The sequence below is a fragment of the Proteus terrae subsp. cibarius genome (assembly GCF_011045835.1).
In the GTDB taxonomy this organism is placed as follows: domain Bacteria; phylum Pseudomonadota; class Gammaproteobacteria; order Enterobacterales; family Enterobacteriaceae; genus Proteus; species Proteus cibarius.
The window spans coordinates 1,853,309-1,874,318 of the sequence record NZ_CP047349.1; the positions used below are offsets into that span (position 1 = coordinate 1,853,309).

General features: G+C 37.3%; 19 protein-coding genes. 5 read left to right on the plus strand and 14 right to left on the minus strand.

Translation table 11 applies throughout. The features are described from left to right. Positions 1-42: 42 nt before the first annotated feature. The gene (locus GTH25_RS08710; protein ID WP_075673091.1) at positions 43-693 is read right to left on the minus strand and encodes a helix-turn-helix transcriptional regulator; all 651 of its coding nucleotides are present in this window, start codon (positions 691-693) and stop codon (positions 43-45) included. Between the two features lie 93 nt (positions 694-786). On the opposite strand from GTH25_RS08710, the gene GTH25_RS08715 reads away from it, so the two are divergent. From GTH25_RS08715 to GTH25_RS08730, 4 genes are all read left to right on the plus strand, one after another. After that, positions 787-2,202 carry an MFS transporter gene (locus GTH25_RS08715; protein WP_099660405.1) on the plus strand — a complete coding sequence of 472 codons (1,416 nt, stop codon included), beginning with the start codon at positions 787-789 and terminating at the stop codon, positions 2,200-2,202. Positions 2,203-2,408: 206 nt separating this feature from the next. Beyond that, positions 2,409-3,185 carry a type III secrection system effector, WxxxE family gene (locus tag GTH25_RS08720; RefSeq protein WP_164530498.1) on the plus strand — a complete coding sequence of 259 codons (777 nt, stop codon included), beginning with the start codon at positions 2,409-2,411 and terminating at the stop codon, positions 3,183-3,185. Between the two features lie 124 nt (positions 3,186-3,309). Beyond that, positions 3,310-3,711: a RidA family protein gene (locus GTH25_RS08725; protein ID WP_164530499.1), complete on the plus strand. Its 402-nt coding sequence runs from the start codon at positions 3,310-3,312 to the stop codon at positions 3,709-3,711. After that, positions 3,704-4,672, plus strand: a complete 969-nt coding sequence (locus GTH25_RS08730; RefSeq protein WP_075673095.1) for a threo-3-hydroxy-L-aspartate ammonia-lyase — start codon at positions 3,704-3,706, stop codon at positions 4,670-4,672. The genes GTH25_RS08725 and GTH25_RS08730 overlap by 8 nt, the downstream gene beginning before the upstream one ends. A gap of 121 nt (positions 4,673-4,793) precedes the next feature. On the opposite strand, the gene GTH25_RS08735 is transcribed toward GTH25_RS08730, so the two are convergent. The 13 genes from GTH25_RS08735 to GTH25_RS08795 all read right to left on the minus strand — a co-directional run bounded on the left by GTH25_RS08735 (position 4,794) and on the right by GTH25_RS08795 (position 17,895). Continuing rightward, positions 4,794-5,705, minus strand: coding sequence for a dihydrodipicolinate synthase family protein (locus tag GTH25_RS08735; protein WP_075673096.1), 912 nt, complete (start codon positions 5,703-5,705; stop codon positions 4,794-4,796). Positions 5,706-5,723: 18 nt separating this feature from the next. After that, positions 5,724-6,329, minus strand: coding sequence for a dihydroxyacetone kinase subunit L (locus GTH25_RS08740; protein WP_075673097.1), 606 nt, complete (start codon positions 6,327-6,329; stop codon positions 5,724-5,726). A gap of 2 nt (positions 6,330-6,331) precedes the next feature. Next, on the minus strand, positions 6,332-7,327 hold the full coding sequence (locus tag GTH25_RS08745) for a dihydroxyacetone kinase subunit DhaK (RefSeq protein ID WP_075673098.1): 996 nt from the start codon (positions 7,325-7,327) through the stop codon (positions 6,332-6,334). A gap of 147 nt (positions 7,328-7,474) precedes the next feature. Next, complete coding sequence (locus GTH25_RS08750) at positions 7,475-8,965, minus strand: tripartite tricarboxylate transporter permease (protein ID WP_075673099.1); 1,491 nt, start codon at positions 8,963-8,965, stop codon at positions 7,475-7,477. A gap of 15 nt (positions 8,966-8,980) precedes the next feature. Continuing rightward, positions 8,981-9,418: a tripartite tricarboxylate transporter TctB family protein gene (locus GTH25_RS08755; RefSeq protein WP_075673100.1), complete on the minus strand. Its 438-nt coding sequence runs from the start codon at positions 9,416-9,418 to the stop codon at positions 8,981-8,983. Positions 9,419-9,449: 31 nt separating this feature from the next. Beyond that, positions 9,450-10,394, minus strand: a complete 945-nt coding sequence (locus GTH25_RS08760; RefSeq protein ID WP_075673101.1) for a tripartite tricarboxylate transporter substrate binding protein — start codon at positions 10,392-10,394, stop codon at positions 9,450-9,452. Next, entirely contained in the window at positions 10,394-11,638 is a 1,245-nt protein-coding gene (locus GTH25_RS08765) for a PfkB family carbohydrate kinase (RefSeq protein ID WP_075673102.1), read from the minus strand. Before GTH25_RS08765 ends, GTH25_RS08760 begins: the two co-directional genes overlap by 1 nt. A gap of 313 nt (positions 11,639-11,951) precedes the next feature. Then, positions 11,952-12,266 carry an AzlD domain-containing protein gene (locus tag GTH25_RS08770; protein ID WP_075673103.1) on the minus strand — a complete coding sequence of 105 codons (315 nt, stop codon included), beginning with the start codon at positions 12,264-12,266 and terminating at the stop codon, positions 11,952-11,954. Further along, a complete protein-coding gene (locus tag GTH25_RS08775) occupies positions 12,263-12,976 on the minus strand; it encodes an AzlC family ABC transporter permease (RefSeq protein WP_075673104.1) in 714 nt (237 codons plus the stop codon). The genes GTH25_RS08770 and GTH25_RS08775 overlap by 4 nt, the downstream gene beginning before the upstream one ends. Positions 12,977-13,106: 130 nt before the next feature. Continuing rightward, positions 13,107-13,961 (minus strand): AraC family transcriptional regulator, encoded by an 855-nt coding sequence (locus GTH25_RS08780; RefSeq protein WP_075673105.1) that lies wholly within the window; start codon positions 13,959-13,961, stop codon positions 13,107-13,109. Between the two features lie 82 nt (positions 13,962-14,043). Then, entirely contained in the window at positions 14,044-15,054 is a 1,011-nt protein-coding gene (locus tag GTH25_RS08785; RefSeq protein ID WP_075673106.1) for a LacI family DNA-binding transcriptional regulator, read from the minus strand. Positions 15,055-15,117: 63 nt separating this feature from the next. Then, positions 15,118-16,524 (minus strand): sucrose-6-phosphate hydrolase, encoded by a 1,407-nt coding sequence (locus tag GTH25_RS08790; RefSeq protein WP_075673107.1) that lies wholly within the window; start codon positions 16,522-16,524, stop codon positions 15,118-15,120. Further along, positions 16,525-17,895, minus strand: a complete 1,371-nt coding sequence (locus GTH25_RS08795; RefSeq protein WP_075673122.1) for a sucrose-specific PTS transporter subunit IIBC — start codon at positions 17,893-17,895, stop codon at positions 16,525-16,527. A 675-nt stretch (positions 17,896-18,570) separates the two neighbouring features. Between GTH25_RS08795 and dmsA the strand changes: the two genes are divergently transcribed. Beyond that, positions 18,571-21,009 (plus strand): dimethylsulfoxide reductase subunit A, encoded by a 2,439-nt coding sequence (gene dmsA, locus GTH25_RS08800; RefSeq protein ID WP_164530500.1) that lies wholly within the window; start codon positions 18,571-18,573, stop codon positions 21,007-21,009. Position 21,010 lies beyond the last annotated feature (1 nt).

The following is a 21,010-nucleotide window of genomic DNA, read 5'->3' on the forward strand; positions in this document are numbered from 1 at the left end:
ATTGCGCGGTTTTTGCTTTTATTGTTTAAGGCTTAAATAAAATTAGATTTTAATACGGTAGGCACAACGTCTTGCGCCTTCTAAAATATATTCAACACGTTGTAGTTCTACCCCTAGTGTTTCAGAAAATAGCTCTTTCTCTGTATTACAAAAACCTTGGCACACTTTAGCTGCTGCACAAATTGGGCAATGATCTTCAATAAAAAGATACTCGTTATCTTTTACTTGCTCCCAATGTGCCATATAGCCCTCTTGGCTACGCAGTGTGGCTAAAATATCTAAACGGTCTGTGAGTTCATCTGAATCTTTTATTGCTTGTGTGTAGCGCTGATAACTCTGTTTCTTTCGTGCTAAAATAATTTTTTCGATAGCACTTTCACCCAATTCTTCACGAATAGTCAGTAAAATCTGAGCGGTTAATTCAGCATGAGTATCAGGAAATTGTTTCTGACCTAATTCGGTTAAATGCCAATATTGAATAGGTCTTCCAACACCTTTTGGTTCGGTTATCGCTTCAACAAATCCTGCGTTAGCAAGTTTTACAAATTGTTGTCTTGCCGCTTCACTACTTGTACCAAGACGTTGCCCAACCTCATTTGCTTGCATAGGCCCATGTTTTTTAATTAAAAATAGAATTTTATCGCCAACAGTACGTTGAGCAGGATAATTATATTCCAAGTTTTTTCTTGACATATTAAGCGTCTCAGCATTTATTTATCCAAGATTTACCTTGGTAATTTAACGAAGCTATGTCGTAATAGCAATAAAAGAAGGATATTTTTTCTAATGCACCCAAATAATAATAGCCAATGGCGTGATCTCTTTTCAGGGCGGAATGGTGCTATTTCCTTTGCCCTTTCTTTTGGTGTTGTGATCCACGCGATTAATATTTTAATGGCAACCACTATTTTGCCTTCTGTTGTAACTGATATTGGTGGAATGGGATTATATGCATGGAATACCACGCTATTTGTAGCCGCTTCAATTATTGGCTCAGTATTGTCTGCTCGCTTACTCAGCTTATTGGGCGCTAAAGGTGCCTATTTAGCCGGTACAGTATTATTTTTTATTGGTAGTTTGTTGTGTGCAATTGCACCTAAAATGGAAGTGATGCTAATTGGTCGATTTGTTCAGGGACTTGGTGGTGGACTTTTATTTGCGCTTTCTTACGCCATGGTAAATATCGTTTACGATCAAGCATTATGGCCAAGAGCAATGGCATTAATTTCAGGTATGTGGGGTGTTGCTACATTAATTGGCCCTGCTATTGGCGGTATTTTTGCTCAATTAGATGCTTGGCGTTATGCCTTTGGTATTATGTTACCTATTATGCTTTTTTATGGCATTTATCTGTGGGTTATCTTACCCAAGAATGACAATGATGCTCCAAAATCAACCTCACAAAGCCTACCTTATCTTCAGTTAATAATTTTAACGGCCGCCGTTTTGCTTATTTCATCTGGTAGTCTTTCTTCCTCACTTACCATTAATTTACTGAGTATCGTGGTTGTGTTTGGTTTAATTGGTGTGCTTATATTTTGTGAGAAACGCCTTACTGTTCGGTTGCTACCCACTAATACGTTTAAAGGTCTCTCTTTACATGCCCTTTTGTATTTAACTATTTCGTTATTAGCCATTGGCATGACTTGTGAGATCTTTGTCCCTTATTATCTACAAAGCTTACATATGCAAACGCCTTTAGCTTCAGGTTATATGAGTGCATTAATGGCATTAGGCTGGACAGTTGCTGAAGTAATTAGCGCAAGTTGGCAAGGTGCTAAAATGCGTTTTAGTATTTTAAGCGGCCCTATTATTGTTTTTATCGGTTTGCTTGTGTTGGCTTTTGTTATTCCAAACCCATTACTGCAATCGGAAAACGTGGTTAGTCTTTTTATTATTTTATTTGCTTTGTTCTTAGTGGGTTATGGCATTGGTTTTGGTTGGCCTCACCTATTAACACGTATATTACAAGCGGCTTCCACGCAAGATAAAGATATTGCAGGTGCCTCTATCACAACTGTACAACTATTTGCAACCGCGTTAGGCTCTGCATTTGCAGGTATGATAGTCAATTTAAATGGCTTTAATAGTGGTACTCCTGAAGGGCTCTCTACTTCTGCATCTGCTCTATTTTTATTTCTAGCATTAGCACCGTTAATGGCGATTTACACTGCATGGAAAATAACGCGTTGTTCTTATTGAATCTTGATTAAATTAGATTAAATAAAGAGGCACTTTAAAGTGCCTCTTTTCATTTTCTTTATTTTTTCACTTCTTTTTCTAAAATAATTCTTACAAATTTTATTCATTTCTAGTATAGAACAAAATGTACTGGTTAATTTTTAAAAGAATTATTGCCTAATGAAATTAATATTAGATATAATATTTACATAATTATAGGTAATAAAATGAGTTTAAAGCCATTAGAAACTAACATACTAAATAAAAAAGAAAATATTACGTCAATTAATAATGATTATAACATCGGTTATCAGACGTTGATGAAAAGTATTGATAGTGCAAAAAATACATCTATAAATTTAAGTAATAAAAAAACATCAATAAGTTTTGATATAAATACCATTAGTAGAGAAATATCAACATCACTACTATTAAGCTTAGTTGAGGAATATCTACACCCTATAGATAAATATAATAGAATAATAATAAGCGATGAGATTATTAAATGGAAAGATCAAGAAAAAATTACATTCCCATCTAGTGTTATCAATAAAAAAATTGATCAATTTTGTATAGAAAATCAATGTGGAATAACTACTAAGGAAAAAAAAGAGATATTTAATGTTATTAGTGAAAAATATAAAATAAACACAGATATTAAGAGTGCACAAAGCTCTATTGTTCAAATGCTTTTAAATGACAATGAAATCACTAAAAAAATAGATTCATTAGAAATATGCAAAGAAGATAATGTTCAAGACCTTAAAAATAAATACCTTAAAAGTAAATACCTTAGAAATAAATACCTTAAAAATAAAAATGAAGAAAATCAAATGAATAGAAATTATTTAATAGCAGAGGCAAAAGGAGCCATCTACAATAAAATGGCTAAAGCCATATATAACACCTTATTCTACAATGATAAACATCATCCCATAAATTTCACTAATCTAGCTAAAGATACGTATGATTTAACTGAAAAAATAATTAAAAATAAAAACTAAGCATCTATTCTTCTTGTTAATGGATTTAAATAAAAAAATATCAATTGAACTATTGATCTAACATTAGACATTATGTATAAATAGATATACATTTTATCTAATTTAAGTGAAATAGGAAACCGTAATGACATCACATCTTACACTACAAAATATTGATGCCCTCTCTTCCCCTGGTGGGCATTACTCTCATGTTGTTACTGCAAATAATATGTCGTTTATTTCTGGACTATTGCCTTTAGATAAACAAGGAAATCCATTGGCAAACAAGCCAGTTGAAGCTCAAATCATACAAGTACTTGAAAATTTAAATACTTGTCTTCTCGGAATAAATGCAAAGAAAACCGATATTGCTCAAGTAAAAGTCTATGTGACTGATATTAATGAATGGCCCGTTGTTAATGAGTTATATGCAAAATGGATTGGCGAACATAGACCCGCAAGATTAGTCGCTGGCGTAAAAGAATTACATTTTGGAAGCAAAATTGAAATTGAAGCCGTGGTGATCAAGGAGCAATCTTATGAATAAGTTGTCTATTCCTACCTATAAAGATGTTGCGGAAGCCCATCAACGCATTCTACCTTATCTTAATAAAACACCTGTTTTAACCTCTCGTACGATTAATGAGCTAACAGGAGCACAGTTTTATTTTAAGTGTGAAAACTTTCAACGAATGGGAGCGTTTAAATTCCGTGGTGCGATGAATGCGTTATCTCAATTTAATGATCAACAACGTAAAAATGGTGTTGTGACTTTCTCATCGGGTAATCATGCTCAGGCAATTGCCTTATCGGCAAAGCTATTAGGTATTCCTGCAACAATTATCATGCCTGAAGATGCACCAAAGGCAAAAATGGAAGCAACAAAAGGCTATGGTGGTCGAGTGATCACGTATAATCGTTATACGGAAGATCGCGAAGAAATTGGGCAACAATTAGCACAAAAAGAAGGCCTAACATTAATTCCACCTTACGATCACCCTCATATTATTGCGGGGCAAGGTACTGCTGCCAAAGAACTGTTCGATGAAGTTGGTGAATTAGATATGCTATTTGTTCCATTAGGTGGTGGTGGATTACTTTCTGGTTCTTTATTATCAACCAAAGCCCTTTCACCTGATTGTAAAGTATTTGGCATTGAACCTTTAGCAGGAAATGACGGACAACAATCATTACGCAAAGGCGAAATCATTCATATTGATACCCCGAAAACAATTGCAGATGGCGCGCAAACTCAGCACCTAGGCAATTATACTTTTGAGATTATTCGCAACAATGTGGACGATATTTTAACTGCAACAGATGAAGAGTTAATTTCAGCTATGCAGTTTTACGCCCAGCGAATGAAAATAATTGTAGAGCCAACGGGTTGTTTAAGTTTAGCGGCTGCTCGTCAATTTGGTGATAAATTAAAAGGTAAAAAAATCGGTATTATTATCAGTGGCGGTAATGTCGATATCGCACAATACGGTCACTTTTTAGCACAATAAACCATTGCGCCTTATGTATGTCCTTATATTAAAAAAGCAGTATAGAAAAGCCTATACTGCTTAAAAGGATCAACATACAACCAATCAACTAAAATAACGGGGACGTTTATTTGATCACTGTTTAATTAAGTGAAAAAGTGATACCTGCTTCTTTACATAGTTGAGTTAGATTTTCTTTTAATTGTTGATTTTCTTCAGATAATAAATCAAGTTGTGGCAAACGCATATGACCACCTTCTAAACCACGCATAGTTAATGCTGATTTAAATATTGCCATATTCGCACCAGACTTAAGTGCATCACTAAATTTCACACAAAATTGTTGCCAATGTTTCGCTTCTTGATAGTTACCTGCAATATAGGCTTTATACATATTCACAAATGGCTCAGGGAACACACAAGCACAACCTGAAACTGTACCATCGCAACCTGCATCTAATAGCCCTAAGAATAATTTATCGTAGCCGTGAAGAACTGAAAAACCCTCTGCAACTGCAAGATAACTTAATGTTGTATTGTTATCAGCAAAACTGTATTTAATACCAATTACATTTTTACACTGTTGTTGTACTTTTGCCGCTAATTCAGGCTTGATATTATTTGCGGCACATTGTGGAATGTTATACAGATAGACAGGGAAATTATCTGGTACGCTGTTTGCCACTGTCACAAAATAGTTTTCTAATTCTCTGTCCGTTGCACCAAAAAATTGTGGTGTCACCACACCAATACCATCAGCACCAATTTCAACAGCATGTTTGGCTAATTCAATGGTTTCATTTAATGTCATTGCACCAACATGAATAAAGACAGGTAAACGTTTATTCGCTGTATCGACAACGGTTTTCGCAACATTTTTACGTTCTAACGCAGATAAACGCAACATCTCACCTGTTGTACCACAAGGATAAAGGCAATCAACGCCCTTGGTTACTAACATTTCAGTTAATGCAGATAACGCTTTAATATCCACTTGATCGTTCAAATCGAACGGAGTAACCATTGCCACTGTAACGCCAAATAATTTTTTCATATAAAGACCTTTATTAAATCAGATTGCTTCAACAATAACTTTAATTGCCAACATACCCGGATCATCTAAACCAATAGATTTTTCTGGGAACATACGAGCTCGACCTAATAAATTAGGTTTTTGGCGGTATTCATCAAGCGTGCTATTGATACTCTGTAATGCGGTTGTTTTTAGTTTATCGATAGCTAAAGTTGTTTTTAGCGCTTCAGATAAATGGTAAAGAATATCGAGTACGGATTTTTGCCCTAATTCCCCTTTTCCTCTCGCCATCATGCTTTGATAGGCAACGGTTAATAGCGGTGAAATGTCAGAGGACGGTATTTCTTGAAGCTGGTTTTCTTTGCAATATTTTGCCATTGCCATAAAAGCCGTTGCTTGCAATGTACCAAAAGAAGAAGCACAGGCTTTTTGTAATGATTTACTGCATTGAAAAAGTGCTTTACTGAGATCATCAGGCCAATCTTGTGAATCGTCAGCAATTTGTCGCCAGCCTTTTTGCATGGTGATCCCTAAATCCCCATCACCTAGGCGGCTATCGGCTTCACAAAGCATAGATTGAGATTGCTCACAAGCGATGGCGATACGCACAACCGCTTGTTTGAGCATTTCAAGTGTAATATTCATCGTTATACTCTCCAGAATGCACAATGAGCTGGTGCATTCATCAAGGCTTCTAGCTCATCATCTAATTTGCACAATGTTAAGCTTGCCCCTGTCATTTCCATAGATGTGGCATAACGACCAACCAATGGATGCACAATAGTCGCACCTGTTTTATTAATCAGTTGTGCAATTTTATTGTACAGAATATAAAGCTCTTCTAATGGCGTTGCGCCTAAAGAGTTAACTAATACAGAGACTTTATCCCCTGTTTTTAATGATAATTCCGTTTGTAGACGCTCAAACATCTCTTGTGCAATATCATCTGCACTACGTAACTTATCACGCCAAATTCCTGGTTCACCGTGAATCCCCATCCCCATTTCCATTTCATCTTCACCAATTTCAAAAGTAGGATGACCTACTGCGGGTAAGGTGCAAGATGTCAACGCACAGCCAATAGTTCGGGTATTTTCCATGGTTTTTTGAGCAATACGCGTAACTTCATCAAGCGTTGCACCTTCTTCTGCTTTGGCGCCTGCCATTTTAAAACCATAGATCATCCCAGCAACACCACGACGTTTGTGCGCTTCTTCTGGTTTTGCTGAAGCCACATCATCAGCGGCTAAAACAGTTGTACAACGAATATCATCTTCAAAATCAACCGTTTCAGTCGCCATATCAAAATTCATAATATCGCCACCGTAATTACCATAAAGTAGCAATACACCTAAGCCATTGTTGGCTTCACGAATGGCATCGGCCATTAAATCTGCTGAAGGCGAAGCAAAAACATCACCTACAGCGGCAGCATCGAGTAACCCTTCACCGACATATCCGGTAAATACAGGTAAGTGACCTGAACCACCGCCAGTTACAATCCCCACTTTGGGCTTATCTGCTTTTTTCGAACGAGTAATCAATCTTGGCTGTGGTTGGCGATAAATATCACTATGAGCAAGGCATAAACCTGCTAATGTTTCATCGACATAATTTTCTGGCTTATTTAATATTTTTTTCATGTGATCACCCGATATTTTTATTTATCTGCTGATTTCTGACACCTTAAGCAAACGGATTTTATTTAAGGTGAGTTTTCCCTGATACTTAAAAAAGTATCTCTCTATGATTAAATTTTTAATAATAAATATGAGTATTAAATAGGTTATTTATTTAGCTTTAAATGCACCTCTAATTTGCATTACTACAATGAGTAGAAATACACTTGCTAATACCATCGAAATAGGTCTGTTAACGAAATTAGTTAAGTCACCATCAGATTTCATTAATGATGAAAGTAAATTCTTTTCTAACATTGGCCCTAAGATCATGCCCAAAATAATCGGTGATATTGGGAATTTTCGTTCTTGAAGGAAATAACCGATAACGCCCATTACCAACATAACAACAATAGAAGACATCGTATTTGTGATTGCGTAAGAGCCGACAAGACTAAATAAGATAATTGCTGGATAGATAATCGCATTATCAATAGCAACAATCTTTTTCAATAAATTGACAACAATAAAAGCAATCGGTAATAAAATTAGGTTAGCGATAAAGAAAATAATAAAAACGGCATACAACTTATCAGGATTGAATAAAAACAGTGTTGGCCCCGGTTGCATATCTTTCATATATAATACACCGATAATAATTGCAGCTGCAGAATCGCCCGGAATACCAAAGACTAAAGATGGGATCCAACTTCCTGCTAAGCTTGCATTATTACTCGCTGAAGCATCAACAATACCTTCCTCAGAGCCATGACCATATTTCTCTGGTTTTTTAGAGAGCTTCTTTGAAACAGCATACGAGATCCATGCCGCAATATCGGCGCCAGCACCTGGTAAAGCACCAATTAATGTGCCTATTATTCCGCTACGGAAAATACCACCTTTACGTTGGCGAACAACGCCACCAACCCCTTTAAAAATATTGTAAGAGTTATTTTCGGCATTCACTTCGTTTAGCGTAATTTGCTTTTCTTTCCAACGTTCAACGTAATATTTAATTGCACCTGAAATTGCAAATAATCCTATCATTGCTGGAATAAAGCTTACTCCTTGCATTAAAGAGACTTCACCAAAAGTAAAGCGAGCTTGTCCGGTAAATTCATCGTAACCAATAGTGGCTAGTGCGATACCAAAGAACAGCGCTAATAAGCTTTTTCGAATATGTGAACCTGAAACTATGGTTGCGCAGCTGAGCCCAATTAAAGAGAGCCACATATATTCATAAGAACTAAATTTTAAAGCAAACTCAGCTAATATTGGCGCTGTGGATGCTAATATAATCGTACCAATAACGCCACCAATCACTGAGCTTGTTAACGACATGCCCAGTACACGGTTTGTTTTGCCCTCTTTCACTAAAGTGTGAGCATCATTGGTATAAGCTGCTGATGCTGGCGTACCCGGAATATTTAATAAGGCGCCAGGAATATCACCCGCAAATATAGAAGAGGCTCCGACAGAAATCATTAAGGCTAATGCAGGTATGGGATCGAGAAAAAAAGTAAATGGCACCATTAATGCGATGGCCATTGTTGATGTTAACCCGGGTATTGCACCAACAAATAAGCCAAATAAACAAGCACCAATAATGACAAGTATTGTTGTGTAATCAATATAAGCAAGGGCGCTAATTAATATATCCATACTGTTGTTCTCTATTTATGAAAATAGCTGAGGTAGCGGTACTAACAGTACAGCGGTAAATAAGTAATACACTCCTAACACCACACTGGCTGAAATAATAAAGCTGTATATAGGTTTTGTTATTGCATATTTCATCATTAACGGTGCTGTAATAATTAAACCTGTTAAAATAAAACCTAGATAATCCGATGCAAAAACATAAAAAAGAATAATACCAATAATTAATAAAACAAATTTGATTTCATGCCATGAAACTAATGGAATATCACTTTCTTGATCACGTGAAAATATATCGATTAACGAAAAGATAATCATGCCACCGCCAATAATAGAAGGCATAAACGCGGCACCATATTCACTAAAGTCACCTAATGAATACGCACTATAAACAATAAGAAATAAACCAAAGCAACAAAATATTAGCGATAGAATATGACGATTTAGCATAGGCATAAAAACGGCTGTTGTTCAGCCGTTTCCTCAGTTATTTCTTTATAATTTCACCAAACTTTTTATCTTCATTGGCCATAAATTGAGTGGCATCATCGCCATATAATTCGATAACTTCAAAACCTTGTTTATTTGCAAACTCGGCTAATTCACCAGAGGCATACACTTTTTTCATTGCCGCAGTGAGTTTATCTTGTACTTCTTTATCTAGCCCTTTTGGCGCAACTAGCATATTCCACGCTTGCAGATCCCAATTATAAGGTGTGGCTTCTTTGAATAACGGTACGTCAGGATAAAAAGCCGATTTCTCATTTGACATAACTGCCATATGTTTCACTAATCCAGCTTTTACCATGCTGTCCGCTTCACCTAATGAAGAAGTCACAATATCAACACCACCAGAAGCAAGCTCTTGTAATGCAGCACTTGCACCTTGAGATGGAATAAAGCGAATGGCGTTATCAGGTAATCCAGCAGCACGTAACATACCAATAGTATTGAGATGCCAGATTGAATTTAAGCCACTACCCGATGCTTTTAACTTGCCCGGATTTGCTTTCGCGTAATCAATAATTTCCTGTGCATTTTTAAATGGCGAGGATTTTCCAACTTGTAACCCACCATAAATTACAGCAAGACGTGTGATCGGTGTGTAATCTTGATAAGTTAAATTCGTCATTCCCTGATGATGCATCATGGTAATTTCAACTGTTGCAATACCCAGTGTGTAACCATCGGGCTTTGCATTTTTAATTGCGTCGTGACCTACAACTCCGCTACCACCAGTTTTATTTATCACATTAACGGTTACACCCAACTCTTCTTGTAGTCCTTTAGCCGCTAGGCGTGCAACGGTATCTGTGTTACCTCCAGCCGCCCAAGGAACAACAATAGTAATCGGCTTTTCAGGGTATTGAGCAAAAGCCGGAAGTGTAAAAATGGAACTGCATAGGGTAAATGCCAGAAGTGTTTTTTTCATTATATGCACCTTTTCTCATTGCAGATTATTTGTGGTCGAATATCTTCGAGCCTTGATTTAAGGCGAGCCTGGACTTGAGAAAGCACAGGCATTGCTGTTACGCCTTTTTGTTCTATAAATGCAGAGAGGAAAGCACTGGCAAATAATACACTCTCATGCATTGTACCTCCCGCTGCTATTTTTGAAGCAAATGCGCCATTAAAAGCATCCGTGGCAGCCATCGTATCCACTCGCAACGATGGCATAGGGGGTATATGAAATGTGGCTCGTCCATCAAAATAAACCACACCAAGCTCATCCATATAGATAATGACTTTCTTGTTTTCATCACCTGAAATAATGCCAATAGCCTGTTTAGCGTCATTAATGTCGTTTATTTCAATGTCAGCCCAATGTGATGCTTGGTTTGCATTTAAGGTAATAAAATCAAGATTTGAATAAAGTTGCTTTAGGTTTTCGTTATAAGGTGCAACATTAAGTACGACTGTTTTATTAACTGATTTTGCAAACAGTGCGGCTTTAATATTGGCTTCTATATTAATTTCACCTTGAAGCAATAACACATCAGCTTCACTTACATAAGGCAAAGAAATATCAATCTCTTGATCTGAAAATGTATTGTTCGCACCTAAATAAGTCGCTGTAATATTATTTTGTGTTCTATCTGCTAAATAACTAATTGAACTACCTGTCGGTTCTATTTCTGTTTGAAAAATAGTAAAAGAATCAATCCCACTTTCTTGTAAATATTTATAAGCGTATTTACTAAAATGATCTTCACCCACTTTCGTTATTAAGTGTACTTTCGCATCAGAAAAACTGGCAGCCATTGCCTGATTTGTTCCTTTGCCACCAGGGCCTATCGAATTACTTTTAGAGTTAATTAACTCACCAACTTTTGGAAAAGAATCGACATTGGCAATAATATCTACTACAAACGACCCAAGCACACAGACTTTGCCTTCAGGCTTTCTATCTTTACGTTCTCTCACGATTAATAAATCGTGCAATAAACATGAAATATCAAAACTATCACTAAATTTACTTATTTTTTTTATTTCTTGTTTCCCTAGTATGGCGCCACCATGACAACGTTTGATCAACCCTTCTCCTTCAAGGTATTTCAAATCATTACGGATAGTTTCCAATGTGACACTGAATTTCTCCGCAAGTTGAGCCACTTTAACTTTCTTTTGTTCCCTGATGATGGTGTAAATTTCCTGCCGCCGTTCTTCTGAAAACATATAAAGTGCCTCCGTATCATTGATAACGAGAATAAGAAGATTAGGCGAGTGATTCTGCGATGGCATTCAAAACAAAAAACCAAAAACAAAAGCAAAACCAAATCGAAGCAATTTAGATCACATTTCTTTAACACAATATCAATTGGTATACGTTAAAAATGAGAGGTGAAACGAGTCGAATAAAGAATGGTGATTAAGAAAAGAGAGGTAGGATCAGCCGTTCAACGACGGCTGATAAAATAACGACTTATATTATTACAGAAATGATAATTTTAAAATGTAAATGTCATGTTAAATAAAATCACCGTGGTATTTAGTTTAACAAGGCATTAAGCAGATAAAAGCCCACTAATGTGAGTAAAACCACCACTAAGGTATTACGTATTTTAAGCGCTAATCCTACACATAATAAGGTTCCCCAAAGATAAGGATTATCTAAAATACCTTTGAATTCTCCTTTTTCTAACAGCACGATTGGCGCACAGATTGCCGTTAATAAACAAGGTGCAGAATATCCTAATGCTTGTCTGATCACTGACGGTAATTTGACGGGGATCGCCGGTTCAAGAAAGAAATAACGCAACATGAAAATGACCAGCGCCAAAATTAATAATAACGACCATGTCATTTTTGTTCTCCTCTTGCCCTAGCTACACAAACAGCAACAAACATGCCTGTTAACCCACCAATAACTACGCCACCTTCTATATTCAACCAACTAAAAATAATCGAGAGGCAAAAAGAGACAATAACGCCGACTAACGTACTAAATGTTTTTATTAACGGAATTACAATCGCTAATAAAGTAGCAACAATAGAAAAATCAAGATGATAACGAGATAAATCAGAAACTTGGCTTGCCATAATAATGCCAACAATACTGACAGCAACCCACGCTAAATAAAAACATAATCCCGCACCTATCATATAAGCGGGTGTGAGTTTTACTTTCGGCTGTGCTGAAACTGCAAAAAGCTCATCCGTTAATAAAAATCCTATCGTAATACGTTGATACCATTTTAAATGGGCAACATGTGGACGTAAGGTCAATCCGTATAAAAGATGTTGTGCTGTAATAAAAAAAACAGAAACAATAATGGTCAGCATTCCTGCACCAGAAACCACTAATCCTAACGTGACTAGTTGTGCTGCCCCTGCAAATATAATTGCAGACATTCCGATACTTTGTGCAAAGGTTAACCCTGCATCAACGGCCATTGATCCTGCTAATATTCCCCAAGGAATAACCGCAAGGCATAAAGGCAAAACATGCAAAGCACCAAGGCCGAAAGCACGCATTACTTGCCTATCTTCATTATTATTTTTGATTTTTTCCATTTACCCGTCTTCACTTCTAATACATTAATTCTATGGAGAATGATTATCAGTCAGTAAAGATAAATGGGATTGTATAAAATTGCTATTTTGTTTTTTTATTACGCTGTACTTTTTTACTATCATTTATTTTTTATGACAATAAAGGGGATTTTAAAGAGGATGACAATCGAAGCCCTTTTAAATAATTACCCGGCGTGACACCAATGGCATTTTTAAAATGGCGATGAAAATGGCTTTGATCTGAAAAACCACAAAGTTGTGTAACATCAGAAAGCGTATGACCTAAAGAAAGCAATTGTCTTGCTTTGCGAATTCGCGCTTGAATAAGCCAAGCGTGGGGAGTCATGCCAATTTCTTTTTTAAATTGACGTAAAAAATGCCAAGGGCTTAAATTTACCATCTCGGCTAAGGTATTAAGTGAAAATTCATTTTCAGGTGTGTCATTCATTAATTCACTGACCCATTGCAACCGCTGCCCTATTGCACTCAACGGCTTTTCTTGAATTCGTGTTTTGCTATAACGCAATATCAACATTGCCATTGTTGAAAGTAACAAAGACTCTTTAAGTAGAAAATTATTGGGTTGCTCTAATAATGAAAAAAACAATAAAAGCTGCTGACTTAAACCCGGATCGTGAATGACGGCATCAGGAAACCACGGCGTTGAACCACGCTCTTGCTGTAAATCACGCGTTAATGTTTGCAGATATTCCGGTGTGGGATAAATAGCTTGATACGCCCAGCCAGATTCAACCGCAGATGAGCCTGTGTGGATTTCATCTGCATTGACAATAATGATATCGCCTTTAGGTGCGATATGTTCGCTTCCTGTGCGATAAAACTGTTGTGCGCCATCATCAATTACACCAATACAGAAGCCTTCATGAGTATGGCGAGAGAAAGTTTGATGCAAATATTCAGCTTGCAGATAAGCAAGGCTATTAAGCTCAGGAAGGTGAATAAGTTTAGCCTGCTCTTGTCGCATTGAATATTGACTCCATCAACAGTAAAAATCATCAGCTTGTATCATAAACACTATACTGATGATTGCATAAAATTGCTCAGCCTTACTCATGTCGTTGATGAATTTTTGCTGGAACAAAAATTTGATAAGATCCTAAATTTGTCTGGTTAATTAATCCCATAATCAGTCGGAAACAGTGTGAGGCTAATTCGGGGTTATTTTGAGCAATTGTATCTATGGGGATTGATAATGAATCATAAAGATAGTGATCATCAAAACCTGCCAAATAGACTTCATTTTGCATCTGTTTATTTTGACTTAGATAGCGCAACACTCCATCTAATAAGCCACAAGCAGAAGTAAAAATAAACTTAGGCGCTCGTCCTAGTGATGCACACAAAGAGCCAAACATTTCATAACCAGAACTTGGGTGATAATGCCCATGAATGATCCACTCTGATTTCAAATTAATATTTGCTTGTGAAAGCCCTTGGGTGAAACCTAAAAGGCGATCTTTAGTCGGTGAAAGCGTTGATTGCCCGCCTAAAAAGTAAAGCTCATCAATACCTTTTGTTGAAGCAATCTCTTCAATGAGTTGTTGTGTCGTGGTTGTTGAATCTGTGACAACAAAAGGCAGTGTTGTTCCTTCAAAATACCGATCAAATAGCACAACAGGTATTTGTTTACTCAAACGCTGATATTCAACATCACTTTGTAAACATGAGGCGACAATTAAACCGTCGATTTGTCGTGATAATAGATGTTCTATCGCCAGTGTTTCTTGAGCCGCATTTTCATCAGTACAGGAAATAAGTAATTGAATACCTGCTTCTCTGCATAATATTTCTAGTTCATACGCCACAGAAGCAAAACCATAGTTAGTTATATCAGGAATAACCAACCCTAATGCATAACTACGATTATCACGTAAAGAGCGAGCATGAATATTAGGCTGATATTGATATTGTTCAGCTATAGTCGTAATACGCGCGATAGTATCATCAGATACTCGCATCTCTTTACCACGGCCATTTAATACTAAACTTGCCGTTGTTTTTGAAACACCCGCTAATTTTGCAATATCGGTGATCGTGATACGTTTTTGTTTTTTCACTATTATTCTACTTAATGTCTCGTTCTCTAAACTTAAACTGTTTTATTGTTTATATAATTGTATTTAATTGAGTAATGTATTCTTTAATTGCCAAGTTGTGAGATTAATGGTGTCTTTCCCTGAGAAACAGATAGTCCGTTTTTCTGAAGGAAAAAAACGGCTACTCATCACACCAGCACCGCCATTAAAGAAAATCTCTACACTAGAGTTATCACATAATATTTGAAGATGTTTTATCTCACCAGACCAGAAACGAGATTGCCACTCCCCGCTTTTAACACTACGGCGTTTTAACACGGCTTGATTATTTTCAATAAGTAAAACAAGAGTATCAGAAAAATAAATAGTAAGAGAGCCGAATAGTTCTACTTCAAGTTCAAACGAAAATCCGCTGATATCTGGCGCATCATCAGCAATACCCTGCCAATATGCTGGCTTTTGTCTGAGTTGCTGTAACTCTTTTACGGGTTGCTGATAAAGCTTCTCTTCTTTTATATGTAATTCGCGAGGGCAAGTCATTTGGTGTATCCAGCCATTAGCAATGGTCGGTTGATACATCTCTTCACCATCAGGAACTCCCATCCAACCAAATAATAAACGCCTACCATTCGCTAATGTTGTTTGAGGTGCGTAAAACTCAAAACCTGCATCCAGTTCGATTAAATCACCATGCTGAAATTGTAATGTTGAATAATCAAAATCCCCGATTAAATAGGCACTAGAATGCGAATTTAAAAATCGTTGTTGTTCTCTTTTTATACCTTGAGGACATGTTAATAAAATAAAGTGATCATCTAGTTCAAAGAGATCTGGGCATTCCCACATATAACCCGCATCAGCTAATCCGCCTAAATAACTTCCCGCTAACTCGCCGACTAATTGCCATTGATATAAGTGAGATGCACGATAGAGTAAAACTTTACCCTGTTTATCTAAGTTTTGTGCGCCTAATACCATGTACCAGACATCATTATATTGCCAAATCTTCGGATCACGGACATGACCACTGTAACCTTCAGGAAGCCCTAATACAGGCCCTAACTTATCAAACCCTCCCTGTTGATTTTCAACGGCTAAACATTGCCATGCCGTGCGAGAGCCATCCTCAAATTTAACATTACCAGTATAACAAAGGATTAATTGCCCTTGATGGATCACTGCACTACCAGAATAACAGCCATCTTTGTCATAAAATTCATCAGGTAATAAAGCAATAGGTTGATGCTGCCAAGTAATCAAATCCTTTGAGCACCAATGACCCCAACATTTATGTTTATGCTCACAAGACAAAGGGTTCCATTGATAAAACAGATGATAGTATTCACCATCAAAACAAAATCCATTAGGATCATTTAACAACCCAGTTACTGGCGCTAAATGCCAACATGGGTAGTATTTATCTTTTACAGCTTTAGCATTATTACGCATAACCGCTTGTAAAATCGCAGATAACCCTTCGTTTGTGTTCATTTATGCAGACTCCACTTTATATTTCAGCAAAAGAGAGATAACAAACGCAGTCACAAAGGCAATCACAAGGCCAATAATATAGTTCATAATTGAACCTGCTTGCACAATTGCAATACCTGGAATGGCAGTCAACCCTACGGCTGTCATATAAACATGCGAGCCTACAACCCAAGCGCCTCCAGCTGCACCACCAATTAAAGCCGCAATAAATGGTTTTCCATAACGTAAATTGATCCCGAAAATAGCAGCTTCAGTAATGCCTAACATAGCCGAGAAGCCCGAGGGGATCGTAATAGCTTTAATTTTTGCATCATTGGTTTTAAACCAAACTGCCATACAAGCACCACCTTGAGCAATATTCGCCATTGCCCAAATAGGTAATAAAAAATTAACCCCAATATTAGGGTTTCCTAATAAACCAGCTTCAACGGCATGAAAACTATGATGAATACCTGTAATAACAATCACAGAGTAGAGTCCACCAAAAATCAGCCCCGCAATCCAGCCGGCTTGCGTAATTAAGGTACTTAAGATTAATGAAATACCATCACCTAAAAGACGACCGACTGGGCCAATGACTAATAACGCGACAAATCCCGAAATAATAACGGTTAAAAATGGCGTGATAATTAAGTCGAGGGCATTAGGAACAACTTTTCGTAATTGTTTTTCCAATACACTCATAAACCAAACAGCAAGTAATACTGGGAAAACAGTGCCTTGATAACCAATCATGGCGATTTCTAATCCAAAGAAATTCATGGTGTTAAAACCCGCAGCAACACCCCACGCATTGGTTAATGCGGGATGCGTTAGAATTCCACCGAGTGTTGCACCAAGATAAGGGTTTCCGCCAAACTCCTTTGCAGCTGTAAAACCAATTAAAATAGGTAAAATAATAAATGCCGCAGAGCTACACATATCAAGCATGATATAGAGTGCATTATCAGGACTTACCCATTGGTTAGTTTTCATTAATCCCAGTAATCCCATTAATAAACCTGACGCCACAATGGCGGGAATAATGGGAACAAAGATATTAGAAAGCAGTCTTGCTATTCGTTGAAATGGATTGAGCTTTTTAGCCGCAATATTGGCGGCTTCAGATTTGCTTGATTCACCAATGCCAGCAGCCGCAATAAATGCAGCATGTACTTTATTAACTAGGCCTGTGCCAAAGATAACCTGAATTTGCCCTGCATTACTAAAACACCCTTTCACACCCTCTAATTTATTGATTGCTTCTTTGTCTGCTTTTGAGTCATCCACAAGAACAAGTCTTAAGCGTGTAGCACAATGCGCTGCACTTGCGATATTTTCAGCACCTCCCAATAAAGGCACTAGTTGGCGAGCAATATTTTCAATATTCATCATAGCCTCAGTAACTCTTACTTCGTTTATAAACGATCATTAATAGTAAATATAAAAACTAAAACGGTTTAGCTAATAATTTGATTAAATGAAAACCTACCTTAAATGGCAATTAATATGCGTATAAAAGCGTTTTATTTGTGATCTAAGCAACAAAAAAATAGATAACTAGTCTTATTTAGATAGTAAGAGAGAAGTAAAAACAAAAGATATGCTAAACGTTTTATTTTTTGTTTAGCTAAATAAATTAATATAATGTTAAATAATTTAATTTTAGAAAAATATATTCCATTCATTAGTTTTATTGGTAAATAATCCATTTAAATCTGATAGATAGCGCATTATTATTCTGTTATTTTCTGTTATCCGTAACATTACAATACCTCACCAATCGCTATGTATTTTATTACATATTGAACTTAATCAAATGATTAAATTTAATTAATACAAAAACTTAAGTTAACCTCAAAAACTGGTAACGCTTGTAATAAATCACTTTTCTTTGATGTAAAGCAACTACAACTTTTAGAAAATACGTAGTATCCACATTAACAGTTGGGTTTTATTGCCTACGTTAAAATGCTTATTTTTTAACAACAATAACAATAATTATTTCTTTATAAGCTTGTTAGCTTCTGCTTTTCTTAAAAATGTAAATAATCAAGTGAGTAATGTATGAAAAACATCAAAGAGATGGCGTTACTTTCCACTCCTTTATCTCGCCGTCGTTTTGTCAAAACAGGTGCAGCGGGTGGTTTAGCAATGACTGCTGGGGGATTATCACTCCCCTTTAATCAAGCCGTTGCCTCAGAAACAACAACAACAACCAATAGCGAAAAAGTGGTGTGGAGCGCCTGTACTGTAAACTGCGGTAGCCGTTGCCCATTACGTATGCATGTGGTTGATGGCGAAATTAAGTACGTCGAAACTGATAACACTGGCAATGATGTCTACGAAGAATTACACCAAGTTCGTGCCTGTTTACGTGGTCGTTCTATGCGTCGTCGTGTTTATAATCCAGACCGTTTACGTTACCCAATGAAACGTGTAGGTAAACGCGGTGAAGGTAAATTTGAACGTATTTCATGGGATGAAGCCTTTGATACTATTTCAGATACCATGAAACGTTTAATCAAAGATTATGGTAATGAATCTATTTATCTAAACTACGGTACAGGTACTTTAGGTGGCACCATGACGAAGTCTTGGCCACCAGGTGCAACATTAATTGCACGTTTAATGAATTGTTGTGGTGGTTATCTTAATCACTATGGTGACTATAGTACGGCACAAATCGCAGCTGGATTAAACTATACCTATGGTGGTTGGGCTGATGGTAATAGCCCTTCAGATATTGAAAACACTAAACTTGTCGTGATGTTTGGTAATAATCCTGGCGAAACACGTATGAGTGGTGGCGGTGTCACCTATTATGTTGAGCAAGCGCGTGAAAAATCTGATGCACGAATGATTATTATCGACCCACGCTATACCGATACAGGTGCAGGCCGTGAAGATGAATGGATCCCTATTCGTCCGGGAACAGATGCGGCATTAGTCAATGCATTAGCTTATGTCATGATCAAAGAAGACTTAGTTGATAAGCCTTTCTTAGATAAATATTGTGTTGGTTATGATGAAACCACTATGCCAGAAGGTGCGCCCAAAAATGGTCACTATAAAGCCTATATTTTAGGTGATGGCGCAGATGGTCAGCCAAAAACTCCAGAATGGGCAGCGCAGATCACCGGTATCTCCGCTTCACGTATTGTTAAATTAGCGCGTGAAATCGCAACAGCGAAACCGGCTTATATTACACAAGGCTGGGGGCCTCAACGCCGTTCTAATGGCGAGCTTGCTTCTCGCGCTATTGCGATGCTCTCTATTTTAACAGGTAATGTGGGGATCAACGGCGGTAATACTGGTGCTCGTGAAGGCTCTTACAGTATTCCTTTTGTTCGTATGCCAACGCTGACTAATCCAGTCACCACCAGCATTTCCATGTTTATGTGGACGGATGCCATTTTACGTGGCCCTGAAATGACCGCGACCCGTGATGGTGTTCGTGGTAAAGACAAGCTTGATGTACCTATCAAAATGGTATGGAACTACGCGGGTAACTGCTTAGTTAACCAACATTCTGAAATCAATCGTACTCATGACATTTTGCAAGACGATAAAAAATGCGAAATGATTGTGGTGATCGATAACCATATGACAGCATCTGCTAAATATGCCGATATTCTACTTCCTGACTGCACTGCATCAGAACAGATGGATTTCTGTATGGATGCTTCAGCGGGTAATATGGCTTATGTTATTTTCGCTGATCAGGCAATCAAACCGCGCTTTGAAAGCCGTAATATCTATGAAATGACAAGCGAAATTGCAAAACGTATGGGTGTAGGTGAAAAATTCACTGAAAACCGCACACAAGAAGAGTGGTTACGTCATCTTTACGAACAATCTCGTCAAAACTTACCTGAACTGCCGACTTTTGAAGAATTCCGTGCTCAAGGTATCTTCAAAAAACGCGATCCTGAAGGCCATCACGTTGCTTATCGCAAATTCCGTGAAGATCCTGAAAGTAACCCATTAACCACACCATCAGGCAAAATTGAGATTTATTCTTCTCAGCTTGCCAACATTAAAGCGACATGGGAACTGGCGTCTGACGATGTGATTGATCCATTGCCTATCTATTCCGCTGGCTTTGAAAGCTATGGCGATCCGGCAATGGAGAAATATCCATTACAAATGACAGGATTCCACTATAAATCACGCACTCACTCAACTTATGGCAACGTTGATGTTTTAAAAGCTGCTTGCCCTCAAGAAATGTGGATCAACCCTGTTGATGCTTCTAAACGCGGTATCAAACACGGTGATTTAGTGCGTATTTATAACGATCGTGGTGAAGTTAGGATCAATGCGAAAGTCACACCTCGTATTTTACCGGGAGTTGTCGGTTTAAGTGAAGGTGCTTGGTATAACCCAGATAGTAACCGTATCGATCACGCGGGTAGCATTAACGTGTTAACGACACAACGCCCTTCACCTCTCGCTAAGGGTAATCCTTCTCACAGTAATCTTGTTGAAGTCGTCAAGGCGTAAG

Bases quoted from the DNA above. Each gene is read 5' to 3' on its own strand.
- GTH25_RS08710 (WP_075673091.1), bottom strand. From the start codon at position 693: ATGTCAAGAAAAAACTTGGAATATAATTATCCTGCTCAACGTACTGTT.
- GTH25_RS08765 (WP_075673102.1), bottom strand. From the start codon at position 11,638: ATGTTTTCAGAAGAACGGCGGCAGGAAATTTACACCATCATCAGGGAA.
- GTH25_RS08730 (WP_075673095.1), top strand. From the start codon at position 3,704: ATGAATAAGTTGTCTATTCCTACCTATAAAGATGTTGCGGAAGCCCAT.
- GTH25_RS08780 (WP_075673105.1), bottom strand. From the start codon at position 13,961: ATGCGACAAGAGCAGGCTAAACTTATTCACCTTCCTGAGCTTAATAGC.
- GTH25_RS08720 (WP_164530498.1), top strand. From the start codon at position 2,409: ATGAGTTTAAAGCCATTAGAAACTAACATACTAAATAAAAAAGAAAAT.
- dmsA (WP_164530500.1), top strand. From the start codon at position 18,571: ATGAAAAACATCAAAGAGATGGCGTTACTTTCCACTCCTTTATCTCGC.
- GTH25_RS08755 (WP_075673100.1), bottom strand. From the start codon at position 9,418: ATGCCTATGCTAAATCGTCATATTCTATCGCTAATATTTTGTTGCTTT.
- GTH25_RS08795 (WP_075673122.1), bottom strand. From the start codon at position 17,895: ATGAATATTGAAAATATTGCTCGCCAACTAGTGCCTTTATTGGGAGGT.
- GTH25_RS08715 (WP_099660405.1), top strand. From the start codon at position 787: ATGCACCCAAATAATAATAGCCAATGGCGTGATCTCTTTTCAGGGCGG.
- GTH25_RS08750 (WP_075673099.1), bottom strand. From the start codon at position 8,965: ATGGATATATTAATTAGCGCCCTTGCTTATATTGATTACACAACAATA.
- GTH25_RS08725 (WP_164530499.1), top strand. From the start codon at position 3,310: ATGACATCACATCTTACACTACAAAATATTGATGCCCTCTCTTCCCCT.
- GTH25_RS08770 (WP_075673103.1), bottom strand. From the start codon at position 12,266: ATGACATGGTCGTTATTATTAATTTTGGCGCTGGTCATTTTCATGTTG.
- GTH25_RS08760 (WP_075673101.1), bottom strand. From the start codon at position 10,394: ATGAAAAAAACACTTCTGGCATTTACCCTATGCAGTTCCATTTTTACA.
- GTH25_RS08745 (WP_075673098.1), bottom strand. From the start codon at position 7,327: ATGAAAAAAATATTAAATAAGCCAGAAAATTATGTCGATGAAACATTA.
- GTH25_RS08790 (WP_075673107.1), bottom strand. From the start codon at position 16,524: ATGAACACAAACGAAGGGTTATCTGCGATTTTACAAGCGGTTATGCGT.
- GTH25_RS08775 (WP_075673104.1), bottom strand. From the start codon at position 12,976: ATGGAAAAAATCAAAAATAATAATGAAGATAGGCAAGTAATGCGTGCT.
- GTH25_RS08740 (WP_075673097.1), bottom strand. From the start codon at position 6,329: ATGAATATTACACTTGAAATGCTCAAACAAGCGGTTGTGCGTATCGCC.
- GTH25_RS08735 (WP_075673096.1), bottom strand. From the start codon at position 5,705: ATGAAAAAATTATTTGGCGTTACAGTGGCAATGGTTACTCCGTTCGAT.